This is a genomic window from Thalassospira sp. MBR-102, assembly GCF_040549275.1.
Classification (GTDB): domain Bacteria; phylum Pseudomonadota; class Alphaproteobacteria; order Rhodospirillales; family Thalassospiraceae; genus Thalassospira; species Thalassospira xiamenensis.
Genome location: NZ_JBEPTC010000014.1, coordinates 53,659 through 71,577, shown reverse-complemented (window position 1 = coordinate 71,577; position 17,919 = coordinate 53,659). Strand labels below are relative to the sequence as shown.

General features: G+C 57.2%; 13 protein-coding genes. 3 read left to right on the top strand and 10 right to left on the bottom strand.

The features are described 5' to 3' along the window. The first annotated feature begins 229 nt into the window (after positions 1-229). Positions 230-1,066: a hormone-sensitive lipase gene (locus ABIE64_RS19685; protein ID WP_354378332.1), complete on the top strand. Its 837-nt coding sequence runs from the start codon at positions 230-232 to the stop codon at positions 1,064-1,066. Further along, a complete protein-coding gene (locus ABIE64_RS19680) occupies positions 1,066-3,042 on the top strand; it encodes a 3-hydroxyacyl-CoA dehydrogenase NAD-binding domain-containing protein (protein ID WP_354378331.1) in 1,977 nt (658 codons plus the stop codon). Before ABIE64_RS19685 ends, ABIE64_RS19680 begins: the two co-directional genes overlap by 1 nt. A gap of 446 nt (positions 3,043-3,488) precedes the next feature. Here the strand turns inward: ABIE64_RS19680 and iolG are convergent, their stop codons facing one another. The 9 genes from iolG to ABIE64_RS19635 all read right to left on the bottom strand — a co-directional run bounded on the left by iolG (position 3,489) and on the right by ABIE64_RS19635 (position 13,897). After that, positions 3,489-4,478, bottom strand: a complete 990-nt coding sequence (gene iolG / locus ABIE64_RS19675) for an inositol 2-dehydrogenase (protein WP_354378330.1) — start codon at positions 4,476-4,478, stop codon at positions 3,489-3,491. A gap of 54 nt (positions 4,479-4,532) precedes the next feature. Continuing rightward, a complete protein-coding gene (iolB, locus tag ABIE64_RS19670) occupies positions 4,533-5,336 on the bottom strand; it encodes a 5-deoxy-glucuronate isomerase (protein ID WP_354378329.1) in 804 nt (267 codons plus the stop codon). Further along, entirely contained in the window at positions 5,336-6,241 is a 906-nt protein-coding gene (gene iolE, locus ABIE64_RS19665) for a myo-inosose-2 dehydratase (protein WP_354378328.1), read from the bottom strand. The genes iolB and iolE overlap by 1 nt, the downstream gene beginning before the upstream one ends. 4 nt (positions 6,242-6,245) lie before the next feature. Beyond that, entirely contained in the window at positions 6,246-8,075 is a 1,830-nt protein-coding gene (iolD, locus tag ABIE64_RS19660) for a 3D-(3,5/4)-trihydroxycyclohexane-1,2-dione acylhydrolase (decyclizing) (RefSeq protein WP_354378327.1), read from the bottom strand. Further along, complete coding sequence (locus ABIE64_RS19655) at positions 8,072-9,985, bottom strand: bifunctional 5-dehydro-2-deoxygluconokinase/5-dehydro-2-deoxyphosphogluconate aldolase (protein WP_354378326.1); 1,914 nt, start codon at positions 9,983-9,985, stop codon at positions 8,072-8,074. Before ABIE64_RS19655 ends, iolD begins: the two co-directional genes overlap by 4 nt. Further along, positions 9,985-10,764: an ATP-binding cassette domain-containing protein gene (locus ABIE64_RS19650; RefSeq protein ID WP_341364305.1), complete on the bottom strand. Its 780-nt coding sequence runs from the start codon at positions 10,762-10,764 to the stop codon at positions 9,985-9,987. The genes ABIE64_RS19655 and ABIE64_RS19650 overlap by 1 nt, the downstream gene beginning before the upstream one ends. Continuing rightward, positions 10,764-11,861, bottom strand: coding sequence for an ABC transporter permease (locus ABIE64_RS19645; RefSeq protein WP_007090674.1), 1,098 nt, complete (start codon positions 11,859-11,861; stop codon positions 10,764-10,766). Before ABIE64_RS19645 ends, ABIE64_RS19650 begins: the two co-directional genes overlap by 1 nt. A 75-nt stretch (positions 11,862-11,936) precedes the next feature. Continuing rightward, positions 11,937-12,878 (bottom strand): sugar ABC transporter substrate-binding protein, encoded by a 942-nt coding sequence (locus ABIE64_RS19640; protein ID WP_063095535.1) that lies wholly within the window; start codon positions 12,876-12,878, stop codon positions 11,937-11,939. Between the two features lie 194 nt (positions 12,879-13,072). Then, entirely contained in the window at positions 13,073-13,897 is an 825-nt protein-coding gene (locus tag ABIE64_RS19635) for a MurR/RpiR family transcriptional regulator (protein WP_063095533.1), read from the bottom strand. A gap of 109 nt (positions 13,898-14,006) precedes the next feature. Between ABIE64_RS19635 and ABIE64_RS19630 the strand changes: the two genes are divergently transcribed. After that, positions 14,007-15,134 (top strand): Gfo/Idh/MocA family protein, encoded by a 1,128-nt coding sequence (locus ABIE64_RS19630; protein WP_354378325.1) that lies wholly within the window; start codon positions 14,007-14,009, stop codon positions 15,132-15,134. Between the two features lie 314 nt (positions 15,135-15,448). Here ABIE64_RS19630 and ABIE64_RS19625 read toward each other — a convergent pair whose 3' ends face one another. After that, complete coding sequence (locus ABIE64_RS19625) at positions 15,449-17,917, bottom strand: hypothetical protein (RefSeq protein ID WP_354378324.1); 2,469 nt, start codon at positions 17,915-17,917, stop codon at positions 15,449-15,451. Between the last annotated feature and the right edge of the window lie 2 nt (positions 17,918-17,919).

Here is a 17,919-nt window from a genome sequence, read left to right as displayed (position 1 = left end):
AAACGGTACGCTCGCCCGGCATTTATTTCAAGCATAAAATATTTGGGTTTGAAATATCTGGATTTTCCCCTAGAATCCTCGAAACAGGGCCCCAAAACAGGGCGATGTGGAAGCAGGAAAAAACAGGGGAAAAGCATTGCATTCCGCGGCAATATCCGCAGAGTCCCTCGCGATCCCCGTGATAAAACCGCATCATCAAAGATGACGTCAGACAAGGAAGGCATTCACCATGATCACCAACTGGGACGACGCATACGCCAATGGCGATTACATCAAGGGTGCGGCGGAATTTCCCGGCATGTGGGCCAAACTGGCAGCAGCCTTCCGCGATGAAATGGTGGCCTCAGGCCGGGCGGAACTGGATGTGGCCTATGGCAATGCCGAGCGTGAAAAATACGACCTGTTCCTGCCCGAAGGCAGCCCGAAGGGCACGGTCGTTTTCGTGCATGGCGGCTATTGGAAGGCATTTGATAAATCGACATGGTCGCATCTGGCACGCGGGGCTATTGCGCGCGGCTGGGCGGTCTGTCTGCCAAGCTATATTTTGGCCCCCGACGCCCGCCTGTCGGACATCACCCGCCAGATCGGGGCGGCGATTGATCATGTTGCCAACCGCATTGCAGGCCCCATTCATCTCACCGGTCATTCGGCGGGCGGCCATCTGGTCAGCCGGATGAATTGCGTCTCCTCACCCCTGTCAGCGGCCACACAGGCACGCATCAAAAACACGGTATCCATCAGCGGCCTGCACGATCTGCGCCCGCTTCTGAAAACCGCGATGAATGATGTGCTGAAACTCGACGAAGCCGAAGCAATCGCCGAAAGTGCCGCACTGACCCGCCCGCATCTGCCATGCTCCATCACCTGCTGGGTCGGCGCGGATGAACGGCCGGAATTTGTCCGCCAGAACGATCTTCTTGCCAATATCTGGACCGGGCTTGGTGCGTCGACCCGCGCGGTCGAGGCCCCCGGCAAACACCATTTCGACGTCATCGCCGATCTGGCCGATCCGGATTCCGATCTGGTCGCCTGCCTGCTGCATCCGATTGAGCCGGAGGACGCATAATGTCCACAATATCACCCGTCAGCCTCTCAACCGAAAACGACATCGCGATCATCACGATTGATCACCCGCCGATCAACGCCACCAGCCATGCGGTCCGTCTGGGAATCTGGGATGCGCTCGATCAGGTCAACCGCGATGATGCCATCCGGGCCGCGATCCTGATCTGCGCCGGATCAACCTTTATCGCCGGGGCCGATGTCACCGAATTTGGCAAACCGCCGCTGGACCCGATCCTGCCCGATCTGATCCTCAAACTCGAACAATCGACCAAGCCGCTGATTGCCACCCTTCACGGCAATGCGCTTGGCGGCGGGCTTGAGATCGCGCTGGGCTGTCATTACCGCATCGCAACGGCAACGGCCAAACTCGGCCTGCCCGAGGTTAATCTTGGCCTGATCCCCGGTGCCGGTGGCACCGTGCGCCTGCCCCGCCTGATCGCGGCTGAAAACGCGATTGCCATGATCACCGGTGGCAAACCGGTCACGGCCACCACCGCCCATGATTACGGCCTGATCGACGAAATTGCGGATATCGGAAATGGCGATTTGCGGACTGCGGCAATCGCCTTGGCCGAACGGATCAAAAACGATCCCTGCCCGGCCGCCCTGATTGACCGCGCCCCGGTCAATGCCCCGGATGCCGATGCTTGGGATGCAATCCTTGCCGGGATCGGCAAAAAGGCCCGTGGGCAGGATGCCCCGGTGATTGCCGCCCAAACCATCCGGGCCGCCGTGACCGGCGATGCCAAAACCGCGCTTGGTCTTGAACGCGAAAACTTCGTTCGCCTTCGCGACAGCGACCAGTCAAAGGCGCTGCGTCATATTTTCTTTGCCGAACGATCCGTTGCCAAGCTTCCCGAACTGGCCGGCGTCGATCCCCGCCCCATTGCCGAAATCGGCGTCATTGGCGGCGGCATCATGGGGGCCGGGATTGCCACCGCCGCCCTTCTGGCCGGCTATGCCGTGGTGATGATCGAACGCGATGACGATGCCTGTGAACGCGGCATTGCCAATGTCCGCCATCATCTCGGCGGGTCGCTCAAACGCGGCATCATCACCCAGTCCCGCCATGATCAGCTTCTGGGCGATCTCGTCAGCAGCACGGATTACGCCGCCCTCGCCGATTGCGATCTGGTGATCGAAGCCGTGTTCGAGGACATGGCCGTCAAGCATGACGTGTTTGCCAAACTCTCCGCCCATTGCAAATCCGATGCGGTGCTGGCATCCAATACCTCCTATCTCGACATCGATGCGATTGCGACTGCCTGCACCCATCCCGAACGGGTGATCGGCCTGCATTTCTTCTCCCCGGCGCATGTGATGAAATTGCTCGAAGTCGTCCGCACCCGGTTGGCCAGCCCCGCAACACTCGCAACTGCCCTTGCCTTCGCCAGACGGCTTGGCAAGATCGCGGTCCCTTGTGGGGGGTGTGATGGCTTCATCGGCAACCGGATCATGTCGGCCTATCGCAAACATTGCGAATACATGCTCGAAGACGGATCTCTCCCGTCCGACATTGACCGCGCCATGACCAATTTCGGCTTCCCCATGGGCCTGTTTGCCATGCAGGACATGGCAGGCCTTGAAATATCATGGGCCACCCGCAAACGCCTGGCCCCCACCCGTGACCCGAATGAACGCTATGTCGCGCTTGGGGATTACCTCTGTGAAATGGGCCGTTTCGGGCGCAAAAATGGCCTTGGGTGGTATCGCTATGATGAACATGGCAAAGCATCCCCTGATCCTGTTATCGATGAATTGGTGATCGCTGAATCGGCGAAAAAGGGCATCAAACGCCGCCCGTTTTCCGATGCCGAAATCATCGAAACCATCCTGTCTGCCATGCAGGCAGAAGGCGAAAAAATCCTGGCCGAGGGCATCGCGCATAGCCCGGACGCCATCGATGTCGTGATGGTCAATGGCTACGGCTTCCCCCGCCACAAGGGCGGGCCGATGCACCTAAAAAAGACCGCCTGAAGACCCGAAATCCGGGGCTTTCACCGCCCCGGAAAGGTGCCCGAACCCGGCCCTTCTCCACCATCACCCCGACCCGCGCAGCGGCACAAACTTGGCACAAACCGGGCGCAACTCGGGCATAAAGCCCCCAAATGACGCTCAACTGGCGCTCAAACAGCCCGCAAACCGGGCACAACTCTCCCGCTTGGCCACTTTTGACTGCTTTTGACTGCCGTTTGCCCCCCCATTTGACCGCCAGCAAAACGGCCAAAATCGCCGCCCGTGGCCATAATACCGACCCGACGAGCCGCCAATCTGGCTCCCGCCGCACACCACATTCCGCCAAAACAAAAACGCCCGCCGGGAAATTCCCGACGGGCGCAATTCTGGTGTTGACTTGGTTCTTGTATCAAATCGAAAGGAACAAATCAAGAACTTTTTTTAACAAGGTCGGCAATTTTTTTCGCTTACCCGACCAGAACTTCCTTGCCACTCGAAAGCGATTCAAGCGCCGCATCGGCCAGAAGCAACGCTTTCAGGCCATCCGCACCACTCGGGTAATTGCCGGTTTTACCCGCCACCACATCACAGAAAGTCGTCAGTTCAATCCGATAGGCATCGGCATAACGCGACATGAAGAAATCCATCAATGGTTCGGCGGTATAGCCCGCCCCGTTCGCCACCGTCACCGACGTGGTGCGATGGTTTCCGGCCTCGACCAGGCCTTTTGAGCCATGCACTTCGATGCGCTGGTCATAGCCATATGTCGCACGGCGCGAATTGGTGATCACCGCCATCCGGCCGCTTTTGGTCCGAAGTGTGGCCGCCGCACTATCGACATCACCGGTCGCCTTGATTGCCGGATCGGTCAGGACCGCACCGGTGGCATAGACCGACACGATTTCTTCGCCCAGAAGGAAGCGCGCCATATCAAGGTCATGGATCATCATATCGCGGAACAGCCCGCCCGACCGCTTGATATAATCAACCGGCGGCGCGGACGGATCACGCGACGTGATCTGCACCATTTCGACATCGCCAATCGCGCCCGCGTCAATTTCGGCCCGAAGGCGGGCAAAACTGGGGTCAAAACGGCGGTTGAAGCCCACCATCAGGACCGCACCGGTTTCCTCGACCACCTTCAGGCAATCACGCACCCGCCCGGCATCCAGATCAACCGGCTTTTCACAGAAAATCGCCTTGCCCGCACGCGCGGCCAGTTCGATCTGATCGGCATGAAGGTCGGTTGGGGTGGCAATGATAACGGCGTGAATATTGCCATCCGCCATGATTTCCTCGACCGTCGCACGGGTCGCCCCGGTCAGGGCAATCGCGTTTTCCGCCGCGGCATCGACCGGGTCGAAAACCTTGGCGATTTTGGCATTTGGCAGGGCCTGAACGGCTTTGGCGTGGGTGATGCCGATACGGCCAGCACCAAGAAGTCCGATATTAAGCATGTTTGACATCCTGAAAGGACAAATGTTGCGAAGACGGGAATACGGAAAACGGGTTTATTTGCTGTCGCGCTGGAAAATCCAGTCATGATCGGGATGGTTCTGGAACCGCCATTTGCGCATCGGCCCGGCCATGACATTCAGGTAATACATCTCATAGCCATAAGGGCTGCCGCACGGGTGATGCCCCTTGGGCACCAGCACCACATCGCCATCCGAAACCGCCATGGTTTCGTCAAGCTCCCCATCCTCGGTAAACACCCGCTGGAAACCAAAGCCCTGCCTGGGGTTAAGCCGGTGATAATAGGTTTCCTCAAGGTATGTCATGTCGGGATAATTATCCTCGTCATGGCGGTGCGGCGGATAGCTTGACCAGTTGCCGGACGGCGTGAAGACCTCGGTCACAAGCAGACTATCGGCAATATCCTTTTCCTCCATCGCAATCGGATGGATGTACCGGGTATTGGCGCCCTTGCCGCGCTCGACCAGCTCGATATCGCTGATCACGCGGGCCGGGTAATTGCCCTTGCCCGGTGCGGTACAGACCGCCAGAACACAATCAGTCGTGGCCTTGGCTGTCCAGTTGGCATCATTGGGCGCATAGACACAGGCTGGCGGGATACGTTCAAACACGCTCATGCGTTTGCCCAGTTCCCCGAAATTCTGATCGCCCACCGCGATTTCGGCCTTGCCTTCGACAAGGACCAAAATCACTTCGCGGTCGCCCGTCGCCTCGGCCGCCGTTTCACCCGCTTTCAGGTGATAAAGCCCGAACCCGACATAGCCCCAATTGGCACTTTGGGCGGTAATGTCATGGACTTTTCCGGTGGTCCCCGACGGTTTTCTCAGCAGATCGGCCATCAGGCTTCTCCCTTATCCAGTCCGGTTTTCTGCGCCATCGCGCGCAGGGCCTTAAGCCCCATCGACTGATATTTGAACGGATTGCGCACAACCGGGTCCTGTTCGGCCTCGATCACCAGCCAGCCGGAATAATCATGCTCGGCCGCGATTTTCAGAACCGGTTCAAAATCAACAATCCCGTCTTCATCACCGGGCACGGTAAACACGCCGCGACGCACCCCTTCAAGGAAGCTCAGATGCTGATTGCGGACCTGCTCGGCGATTTTCGGGCGCACGTTTTTGCAATGGATATGGGCGACGCGTCCCATATAACGGCTTGCCAGTTCTTCGGGATTTGCCCCGCCAAACCATGCGTGTCCGGTATCCAGCAACAGGTGCGTTTTCGGGCCGGTATGGGCCATGAAGGCATGAATTTCATCGGCCGTTTCAACAATCGTGCCCATATGGTGGTGATACACCAATGTCACACCCTGATCGGCGCAATAGGCGGCAATCGCCTCAACATCCGCGCCAAATTTCGCCCATTTATCCGCTGGCAAAACCGGGCTATCAGACAGGGCGGCATTATCATTGCCATGGATCGCATTGCTGGTTTCACACACGATGCACACCTTGCATCCCATGGCTTTCAGCAAATCCAGATGCGGCTGGATCGCCTTTTTCTCGTCCTCGACCGAATGGGTCAGAAGATTAAGCGAATGCCAGCCAGACACGAATTTAAGCCCGTTGGGGTCAAGCTTGGCCTTGAGTGCCGCCGGTTCGGTCGGCATCTTGTGGCCTTTTTCAATCCCGTCAAAACCGATTTCGCCTGCTTCGGACAAACAGGTTTCAAGGCTGATTTCAGCACCCAGCGTCTGATCATCGTCATTGGACCAGGCAATCGGGTTGGTACCGTAAAGGATCATTTTCTTAATCTCCGGGGCGCTGTTGTTTAAGCGCAGCTTCGTAATTTTTGCGGGCTTCGTTCACCGTTGGCCGAACCGAAACTTCCGGCACGGCAACATCCCACCAATGACCACCGGCGTCGGTGCTTGGCAGGGGATCGGTATCAATGACAATGGCGTATGACCGGTCTGCCTTGCGCGCACGTTCCATCGCCGCTTCCAGTTCGCTGATCGACGATACCTTTTCGGCAATCGCCCCCATCGATCCGGCATGGGCGGTGAAATCAATCTCGGATGGCACCACATGGCGCGCGGTATCCAGAAGGTTGTTGAAACTTTCCCCACCGGTCGCCATCTGCAGCCGGTTGATACAGCCATAACCACGGTTATCAAGGATCACGGTGATGATCTTGTGGCCCAGCATCACACTGGTCGCCAGTTCGGAATTCATCATCATGTATGACCCGTCACCGACCATCACCACGACCTCGCGATCCGGCTGTGCCATCTTGACCCCAAGCCCACCGGCAATTTCATATCCCATGCAGGAAAAGCCGTATTCAACGTGATAACCGTTGGGTTTTGCCGCCTTCCAAAGCTTGTGCAGCTCGCCGGGCAGACCACCCGCCGCGCAGACGACAATCGCATCGTCATCCACACTGCGCTGAACCGCACCAATGACCTGCGCATCGGTCGGAAGGGCATTGCCCGTCGGCGTTGCCGTCACCTTGTCCACCGCCGCAATCCAATCGGATTTAAGCCCGGCATCAATCGCCGGTGCCTGGTAATCGCCCAGCATGTTGCCAATTTCGGCAAGGGTGATTTTGGCATCCCCCGTCACCGCAATCGCATTATGTTTGGCCGCGTCATAGGCCGCGACATTGATCGACAGAATGCGCCGATCCGGATGCTTGAAAAGCGCCCAGCTTCCGGTGGTGAAATCCTGCAACCGTGTCCCGACCGCAATGATCAGATCGGCATTTTCGGCAATCGCATTGGCACTGCTTGCCCCCGTGACACCAATGGAACCAAGGTTAAGATCATCATCCCACGGCATGGCGGATTTACCCGCCTGCGTTTCCCCGACCGGGATATTGTGGCGATGGGCGAACTCGGCCAGGGCATCGCAGGCACCTGCATAATGCACTCCGCCACCGGCAATGATCATCGGCTGCTTGGCCGCCCTGATCGCCGCCACCGCCGCGTCAAGCTGATCCAGATCGGCGCGCGGACGCTGGGTTTTCCAGATTTTGGTCTCAAAGAAACTTTCGGGCCAGTCAAAGGCTTCTGCCTGCACATCCTGACAGAATGCCAATGTCACCGGGCCGCAATCAGCCGGATCGGTCAGGGTCGCCATCGCACGTGGCAGGGCGGTCAAAAGCTGCTCGGCGCGCATGATGCGATCAAAATAACGGCTGACCGGCTTGAAACAATCATTGGCCGAAATCGTGCCATCGCCGAAATCCTCGACCTGCTGCAACACCGGGTCGGGGGCGCGATTGGCAAACACATCGCCGGGCACAAACAGGACCGGCAGGCGGTTGACATGCGCCAATGCCGCGGCCGTCACCATATTGGTCGCACCCGGCCCGATCGATGTCGTGACCGTCATGGCACGTTTGCGGTTCGATGCCTTGGCGTACGCAATGGCGGCATGGGCCATGCCCTGCTCGTTATGGCCGCGCCAGGTCGGGAAATCATCCCCGATGCCGTGCAATGCCTCGCCCATTCCGGCGACATTGCCATGACCAAAAATCGCCCAGCACCCGCCGAAAAACGGCACACCGTCTTCGTTCTGCTGTTTGCTTAAATACCGCACCATGGCTTGGGCGGCGGTTAATCGAACGGTTTTCATGCCGCTCCTCCCGATTTTTTGCGCGCTGCGTCCCATGTGGTGCAAAGCGCGCGATATTTTTCCGCCATCTGTGCAACGGCTGTTTGATCGTCAATGTTACCCGCAAGCCAGTCGCGCGCAACCCCGGCAAAGATCGTCCGCCCAACGGCAAAGCCCCTGACCATGTCATGCTTGGCCGCAACCTCGAAACTTGCCACCAGCTCGGCTTCCGGCGCTTCAAGACCCAGAACGACGATGCCCCGGCAATAAGGATCATGGCGTGCAATCATGTCACAGGCATGACGCCATGCCGCGTCCGATTTCATCGGTTCCAGCTTCCACCAATCGGGATAAACCCCGATTTCATAGAACCGCTCGATGATTTTTGCCGTCGTCTGATCATCACAGGCCGCAACCTTTGACGGGATGATTTCCAAAAGGAATTCCAACCGGTTGGCCCGTGCCCCATCCGCCAGCCGCTTGATGGTTTCTTCCTGATCTTCCTTCATCGCCGCGTCATCATCGGGATGATAGAAACACAGCACCTTGACGACATGCTCGACCGGCCATTCGGCAAGCTTGCTACCGATATCCGGGCCAATTTCCAACCGCAACGGACGCGATCCCGGCAATTCAACCGGCCGCCCGATCCAAAGCCCGGTGCCCGCCGCGGCATAAAGCGCATCGCGCCCCAGTCGCGGTTCGCACAAAATCCCATAACCCGGCTTATCACCCGCCACATCGCGCACCGAACGCAGGCAAAGCTCCTTGAACGGCCCGATCCGATCACGCGAAACCCCAACCTCATCGGCCAGGTCTTCAAGCTGCATGCGGTGATCAAATGCAAAAACCCGCATTTCCGGCCAGTCACCCATCCGGTTGGTCGACCAATGGATCTGCTCCAGCTCCGCATCATGACGCAGCGACGGGTTCTTGATCCCCCGCTCAAAGAAGAACTGCAATTCTTCCCAGCTCGGATAGGCCGGCGTACAGCCATGACGCGACACGGCAAACGCGCCGCACGCATTGGCATATTTAAGCGACGTTTCCCAGTCCTGATCCGTCAGCCACCCCTTAAGCAGACCCGACATAAACCCGTCGCCAGCGCCCAAAACGTTAAACACCTCGACCGGGAAACCGGGGCCGGAAATCCCATCATCAAGGCTTGCACCGATCTTGCCGGTAAAGGCAACCGCCCCCATCGGCCCGCGTTTGCACACCAGTGTCGCGTTCGACGTAACCCGCACATTTTCAAGCGCCTCAAGCGTATCGGTCGTGCCACCGGCAATGTGAAATTCTTCCTCGGTCCCGACGATCAGGTCAAACAGATGCAGGGTTGCTTGCAGTTCCTTGGTCACCTTGTCCGATGCAATGAAGCGGTTTTCACCGTCCCCATGCCCCGACAATCCCCAAAGATTGGGCCGGTAATCAATATCAAGGGCCGTTTTGGCCCCGTTTTCCCGCGCCAGTTTCAATGCCTTCAGCACGGCCGCCCGGGTGCGCGGATGCGATAAATGCGTCCCCGTGACGGTGACGCACCGCGCATCGGCAATGAATTCGGGATCAATATCATCCTCGCACAGCGCCATATCGGCACAGTTTTCCCGATAGAAAATCAACGGAAACTGTTCCTGATCACGCACGCCCAGAAGGACAAGGGCCGTCAGACGTTCCGGATCGGTGACAACACCACGGACATCGACACCCTCGGCAATCAACTGTTCGCGGATGAAACGGCCCATATGCTCGTCCCCGACCCGCGTGATCAGAGCCGATTTCAGGCCAAGCCTTGCGGTGCCACACGCCATATTGGTCGGTGATCCGCCGATATATTTGTTAAAGGATGCCATATCCTCAAGGCGGCCACCGATCTGCGCGCCATAAAGATCGACCGACGATCTTCCGATGGTAATGACATCAAGCTTTTTCATCAGATCGTCCCCCCAAGCGACCCTTCTAGCTCGGCCAGTTCCTGACCGCCCGCCATCAGATCCTGCAATTCTTCGGGTTTGATATCACCGCGCTTTGCCGTGCCATGTGTCTGTCCACGGTTCAAAACCGTGAAACGGTCACCAACCGCCATCGCATGGCGCACATTATGGGTAATGAAAATCACCCCGATGCCCGATTTGCGCACCCTGTCGATGGTCGCAAGGACATTGGATGTTTGCCGCACGCCAAGGGCGGATGTCGGTTCATCAAGAATAAGGACCTTGGCCCCGAAATAGACCGCGCGCGCAATCGCCACCGTCTGCCGCTCGCCCCCCGAAAGGGTGCCGACGGCCTGTTCCGGCTCGCGCAGATTAATCCCCATGCGCGCCATTTCGTTCAGCGTGACGGAATTGGCATGATCGAAATCGATCCATTTGAACGGGCCGAAACTTTTGCGCGGTTCACGCCCCATCCAGAAATTGCGCGTCACCGACATCAACGGGATCATCGCCAGATCCTGATAAACCGTGGCAATCCCGGCTTCCATGGCATCACGCGGGCTATCGAATGTGATTTCCCTGCCGCTGACCTTCATCGTGCCCTTGGTCGGTTTATGGACCCCCGACATGGTTTTGATAAAGGTCGACTTGCCCGCCCCGTTATCGCCCAGAAGACAATGACACTCGCCTTCCATCACATCGAACGACACCCCGCCCAGCGCGATCACCGGACCAAAATGCTTTTCGATATTGTTCATTTCAATCAATGGCGTGCTCATCACCGTTCTCCCGTGATCATGCGGCGGATATAGGTGTTCATGATGACGGCAAGGATCAGGATACCGCCCAAGAACACACGGAACAGCGAACTTTCAGCCCCGGCAAAAAACAGCCCCTGCTGAACCACACCGAAAATCAGCGCGCCAAGTGCTGCCCCGATGACCGATCCATATCCCCCGGTCAGAAGCGCCCCGCCAATCACCACACAGATAATCGCTTCAAATTCTTTCAAAAGTCCGCGGTCTGCTGCGGCAGAACCGAATTCCATCACCTGACAGGTGGCGAAAACCGTGGCACAGAACGCGGTAAACATGAACATCAGGATTTTGACCCGATTGACCGGAACGCCAACATAACGTGCGGCTTGCGCATCCCCGCCGGATGCAAAAATCCAGTTACCAAACCGGGTTTTGGTCAAAAGCCAGTGCCCGAAAATCACCAGCACCACCGCCCAGACCACCAGCATCGGCAGGCCTTCAACAACCGGCTGCCCCTCGCGCGAACCGCGCGTAAAGGTATCAAGCAAGCCAAGATCAGCAAACCACTGGAACAGGTCCTTGAAAATCACGCCGCCAAACAGAAATGCCAGCGGATCACCCTCTGCGGCTTCCTTGACCCCGCCAATAATCGTCTGGCGCGTGGTCAGGATGGATAACCAGATCGTCAAACCGCGCAGGATATAAAGAAATGCAAGGGTGACGATAAAGCTCGGCAACCCGGTCTTGATCACAAGGAACCCGTTTAACGCGCCAAGCCCGACACAAATGACAAAGGCCGCAATGATCGACAGCCACACCGGCCATCCCAGATGGACCGACAGGATGGCAATCACCACCCCGGCAAAACCGATCATCGATCCGACCGACAGATCAAATTCGCCGGCAATCATCAAAAGGCAGGCACCAACCGCAATAATGGCAAACTGCGCAGAAACCACGCCCCAGTTCTGCACCCCTTCGGGCGAGAACATGCCGCTATCGCCCGCGATCATGAAGAAGAAAACAAAGACCAGGATCGTGCCGCAAATAGCACCCAGTTCCGGTCGGATCATGGCACGTCGAAGGGTTGAGACTTGCTTGAGCCGCTCGTCCGTCATGACATCACTCTTTTATCTGGCAGGTGAGTTTTGCCAGGGGGCGGCACGCTGCCCACCCCCTGACGGGAGGAATGCTTAACGGAATTCGCCAGCGTATTTTTCAACAAGCGCGATATTGTCCTTGGTGATGAAACCGGGACCGGAATTGATGTTGCCGGACGGCAGAACACCATATCGTGCATAGTTGGTCAGGATAACGACCGGCAGATACCCCTGAAGGTAAGGCTGCTGATCAATGGCGAAATTGATCTCGCCCTTTTTGATCGCTTCGGCGATTTCGCTGGAAAGATCGAACGTGCCAAACATGATCTGACCGGCAAGACCGGCATCACGAACGGCGGCCAGGGTCGGATGGGCCGAATTCGGGCCAAGGGTCAGGATCGCATCGACATCCTTGTTGGTATTCAGATAGGCCGCGACCTTGTTCTTCACTTCCGACGGATCCATGCCGCTATCGATCATCTGGCTGCCAAGCTCGACGCCAAGCGCATCGGCAAAGCCACGGCAACGCTCAACCGATGCCGGGTTGGTGATGTAATGGTTCACACAGACAAATGATTTCGCACCGGCGGCTGCGGCACGTTTGCCCGCCCCGAAACCGGCATCATATTCCGGCTGACCAACATGCATCAGCGCGCCAAGCTCGGCGGACTGTTCAACGGTGCCGGAATTGATTGTGATCACCGGAATACCGCGATCAACCGCATCCATGATCGGGCCTTTAAGCACGTTGAAATCAGCGATGGTGACAATGATGCCATCCGGGTTGGTGGCCGCTGCCTGCTCGACAATACGGGCCATATCGGCCAGATCGCCGGTCGGCGGGTTGCGGTAATCAACCGTGACTTCCATCTGGTCGCCTGCGACCTTGATGGCATTCTTGATGGTGTTCCACCAGCTGTCCGAGTCCGGTGCATGGCTGATCAGAACGAATTTTTCGTCTTCTGCCGAAGCAGTCCCGGTAAATCCGGCAAAGGCAATGGCAGCGGCCGCAATTGCGGTCAAAGTCTTCTTCATCGTTAGCCTCCCTAGTGGCTTTGAAACGGGGCCGCATTTTGCGCCCCGATGCGTCGACTGAATGTTCAGTGAACGGTCCGGCCTGTGATTTCTTAAGGCGTCACTTTTTACCGGGCCTCGCTTCGGGGTCAGGTACCCCGAATTCGATGAATGGAATTTTTATTCCATTTTCATTTTGATGCAACAAATTTTTTCTATTCGCTTGCCCGATCCCGTTTTGCCCCAATCGCAACCGCCAACGAAATCGCCAGCGAAAGCGTGGCCGACAGCGCCCTGAACGCACCAACATCGACTTCGGACACCGCAAGGGTCAGGGCGTCAATCCGCCGAAGCGGACTTGTCATCGTATCGGTAATCGCGACAACCGGGTTGCCGAGTCCCCGTGCATAGGCCGCCAGATCAATGGTTTCCTGCGAATAGGGCGCAAAGGTAATGGCAATCATCACATCGCCCTTGCGAATGGCATGACGCGGGTTAAGCTTCCCCACCCCGTCATGCAAAACCGCCGGGATGTCCATCTTTTCAAACGCATAGGATAAATAACTCGCCACCGGGAATGCCCGCCGGAAGCCGACAATATGGATCATCGGGGCCGCGGCCAGCACATTGACCGCTTCCTCAAGCAATCCGGCATCAATCGACGACGCCAGATTTTCAAGCGACAGCCGCCCGGCCTCGACAAACTCCGCCAAAAGCGCACTGGGGCTATCGGCCCCGCTTGCCCGAAGATTTTCCAATCGCGTCGCGTAATCGGGCCATTTCTGGGCATAGGTTTCGCGAAACATTTTCTGCATTTCGGAAAAACCCGAAAAGCCCAGCAACTGGCAAAACCGCATGAAGGCGGATGGTTGCACCCCTGCCCCGGCGGACAGTTCGGCCACGGTTGAAACCGCAATACGGTCTGTATTCTGGGCGACAAATTCGGCGCATTGCCTCAATCTCTTGGGCATTGCCTCCGATATTTCAGCCAGCCGATGATTGAATTCTTCAAGCGAGACCGGCGCGGTTTGTTCCGTCATGGCGTACGGGTTTCCTGTTTTTGTTTTTGCTTGACGCTGGATGCATTCCATGATCATCCATTTTATAGAATAAAAATTCTATTTTGATACAGACAGGGAGTCCAGCGAAATGGCATCCATCGGTATTGGCCTTATCGGCACCGGTTTCATGGGCAAGGCGCATGCGCTTGCATTTGGCGCGGTTCGCGCCGTGATGGGCGATGTCCCTGATGTCCGTCTTGAACTGCTCTGTGATACCCCGGCGGACAAGGCCCAAACCATGGCCGATCAGTTCGGCTTTGCGCGTGCCACCGATGACTGGAAGGCCCTGATTGCCGATCCGGCGGTCGATATCGTGTCGATCACCACCCCCAATATGCTGCATTTTGACATGGCGCTGGCCGCAATTGCGGCGGGCAAGCATGTCTATTGCGAAAAGCCGCTGGCCCTGACGCTTGATCAGGCGCGTGCGATGCGCGATGCGGCGCGCAAGGCCGGGGTGAAAACCATGGTCGGCTATAATTACATCAAAAACCCCGCCTTTACCCATGCCTGCAAACTGGTGCGCGAGGGTGCGATTGGCGACATTGTGCATTTTCGCGGCTGGGTGGACGAGGATTATCAGGCCAACCCCGAACTCCCCTGGACCTGGCGCAGCACGATTGCCGATGCTGGTTTGGGCGCACTTGGCGATCTGGGATGTCATCTGGTTTCGATGACCTATGGCCTTGTTGGCCCAATCGACAGTCTGATTGCCGATATGCAGACGGTCCATGAAACCCGCCCGCTGGCCGATGGGGCGGGTCGGGCAAAGGTCGAAAACGAAGATACTGCAACCGCCCTTGTCCGCTTTGCCAATGGCGCACAGGGCAGCATTTCAACCTCCCGCTCCGCCTGGGGCCGCAAAAACCGGCTGGCATGGGAAGTCCACGGGACAAAGGGCATGCTGTGCTTTGATCAGGAACGGCTGAACGAATTGCAGCTTTACCGCAACGAAGGCCCGACCGCCAAACAGGGCTTCACCACCATCCTGACCGGCCCGGAACATCCGCCTTATGGCAATTTCTGTCCGGCACCGGGCCATCAGCTTGGCTTTAACGACCTCAAGGTGATCGAAGCCGCCGCCCTTCTGCGCGCCATCCGCGACAATCACGCTGCCTATCCGGGCTTTGACGATGCGTTTGAATTCGAAAAGGTCATCCACGCGGTTGCCCTGTCGGCCCGCGAAGAACGGCGTGTAAAAATCGACGACCTTTAACGCACGGCATTATCGGAAGGGCTCAAGCGTCCGACTTATGTTCGGGCTTGCCCTTCCACTTGGCAAAAAGCACCAATATCCCCGCCCTCTGCTGTGCTTTTGATTTTGCAGGCATGGTTTCCATCCTTCTTTGGTGTGTTTCACACCCCAAACGGTCGGCGCTTCCCAAAGATGCCCTCTAAACAGCCAAGCAACATGCGCAAGACAGGCTGCAATTTGACCGTCAATACGCCACCGATAATGAAAAGGCCGGAACAGCATTTCTGCTATTCCGGCCTTCATCATTCAGGAGCCGACGGGAGGTCTCGGCTCCCTCAGTGAACCAGCGGCAATTCCTTGCGGTCGCCCTCAAGCGTCCATTCCATTGGATTAAGAGCACGGCCCTCGGCCGATACGACGCCGTTTTGATGGAACAACACCGCGCCATATTGCGCATCTTCGATACGATATGTGCCATCGGTATCAACATGAACATCAAGCGCATGGCTATTGGCAAATTTCGCCAAATCACCGGCATGTCCCAGTCGAACAACCCATATCCCATCACGCCCCGCAAGACGCAATTCATGCCCGGCCGACCCGCCCGTTTGCACAAGCTCCAAAGGTCCCGACGCCGATATAAGCAACGCACCCTCGCCCGAACGTGCCGACGCCCGATATCCATCGACATGCCATTCATCAAACGCCAATGTCGGGAACCATGCATGGGTAAAATCAGGTTGCGGTGCCACACCTTCAAACCGGACAATCGCCAGATCACGATATTGCTGAACGCGTGGAACACTTGCCGATCCGCCCCAGAAGGACGGGCGACCAAAACCGGATTGAACAATTTCGCCGGGATGGTTGATGAATATCTGTGCGCCCGGTTCGCGACCGATCCGCGCCTGAAGAAGCGTTTCCTGATATCCCCAGTCCCGCCAACGATAAAGGGCGGCACTTCCCATCGCGGTTTCACTGGTTTTGTAATGATACAATCGGCAAAACGCATTTTCGCCCTGCCAGAAAGTCCATTCCTGCGCGGTATCGCGTTTTTCCCAGCAGGCAAGATCGGCAAGATCGGGCAATTCAAGCCCATGATCACGCAACGCCAAAGCCATCTGGGCCAGGCAATTCACATGCGCCCCAAACTGCCCTTTGCCCCACAACAATCTGGCAAGACCGTTCAGTTCCAAAGTATCGGCGACGCAAAGTGAATGCTCGTAACTTCGGCCCTGCGCCCCGGTAATGACGCCGTGATGCGCCGAATTGGCAATCATGGTGATCAGTCGGGTAATGGCCCCAGATGCCCGTTTCCGAATGACTTCGTCGGGTGCAAGCGCAAACAGGGCCGCCAGCCCTTTAAGATCAATCGGGAAATAGGTTCCGGAATTGAATTCCGCCATTTCGGCCGCTTCGAAATGATCGAACCACGCCATCAGGCGCTCATAACCGGCCTGTTTCTGTGCGGTGCCATTCCGATCTGCGCGCCGGAAATGTGACTGCGGCAACAGGTTCCCTGCCAGATAGGCAGAAGTATGGAACAACAATGCATGGTTTTCCGAGAAATACCACTGAACATCGTTGCCCGGCTCATCCATCCAGTAACGGAATTCAAGAATAGCGGCATCGATACGCGCGACCAAAGATGCAGGGAGCCGATCCGCAAACACAATGCGCGTCCACAAAAGCGGAACCAGCGCAAAATCAGCACAGTCATAACACTGCTCGATCCCCGGCAAAGCCGTGTTGATGATTGCCTCGGCACGCGCCAACGCCACCTCATCCCCGACGGCCGCACAGGCAAGTGCGGTTTCGGTATCGGTTTCACCGTTCTTTGCAATCCATGCAAGGCTTTCGGCAATGCGCGTCTCAAGGTTTTCCGGTGCTGGCCCGGTTACAGAACGCCAACTGACTTCCGCACCAAGCCGCGCTTCGGATGCAAAATCGCCGCACTGGAACGCAAATCCGAAATACCGGTAATCTGCCGGAAAATCGTTCGACGATGCCAGACGCACGCGATCTGCCCCCGCGGGGATTTCAAACGTCACATCATCATGATCATGCGACATGAAATGACCGGCAACCCTGACCCGGCCGCGAACCTTGTCCGGAAACGGCACCGGCATGACAAGCCAGATATCATCACTGTCATAGAATTTACGATCAAGATGCATGGCATCAACAGCCGCCTCGACCGCAGATACGGCCTCAGGTTCCGCCGGAAAACAATTCCCCGCCTCTGCCTTCGGGCCGTCAATCCAGACAAGCGCAATACGGATAACCGCATCGCGCTCGCACAGATCTTCAAACTGGACGGCAACCTCGTTGTGGCCCTGTTTCAGATCGGCTTCAAACTCGACCTCGTCCATGGCGTTGCGGGTCGCGGGCGAAAGCCACGCAACCGCCCGCCCGTTCACATACACGCGCGCGGCCCCACAAATACCCAATCGCAACCGCGCAGGGCCTGCATCCATGGCATTGATCGCCGTTCTCGCCCAACCCTGAATATGGGTTGCCCGGAACCAGAACCCCGAAAGATCAAGAAACGGTGACCCGCCTGGCAAAATGTTACGCGCCATATGCCAATCGGGGAACGGCAGTTCGGCAATTTCTTTGCCACGACGTTCGGCAATATAGGCGGTCCGGCAGGGATAGGTATGCGGGATGAAATTCTTTTCCTTTGTCAGGAAAAAGGTTGAATCCATCTCGCCTTCCATCGGCATATCCGCCACATCATATGCCCGTTCTTCAAGCGACGTGACCTGCCAATAAGGAACGGATGCTCCGGATTTAAGCAGCATGA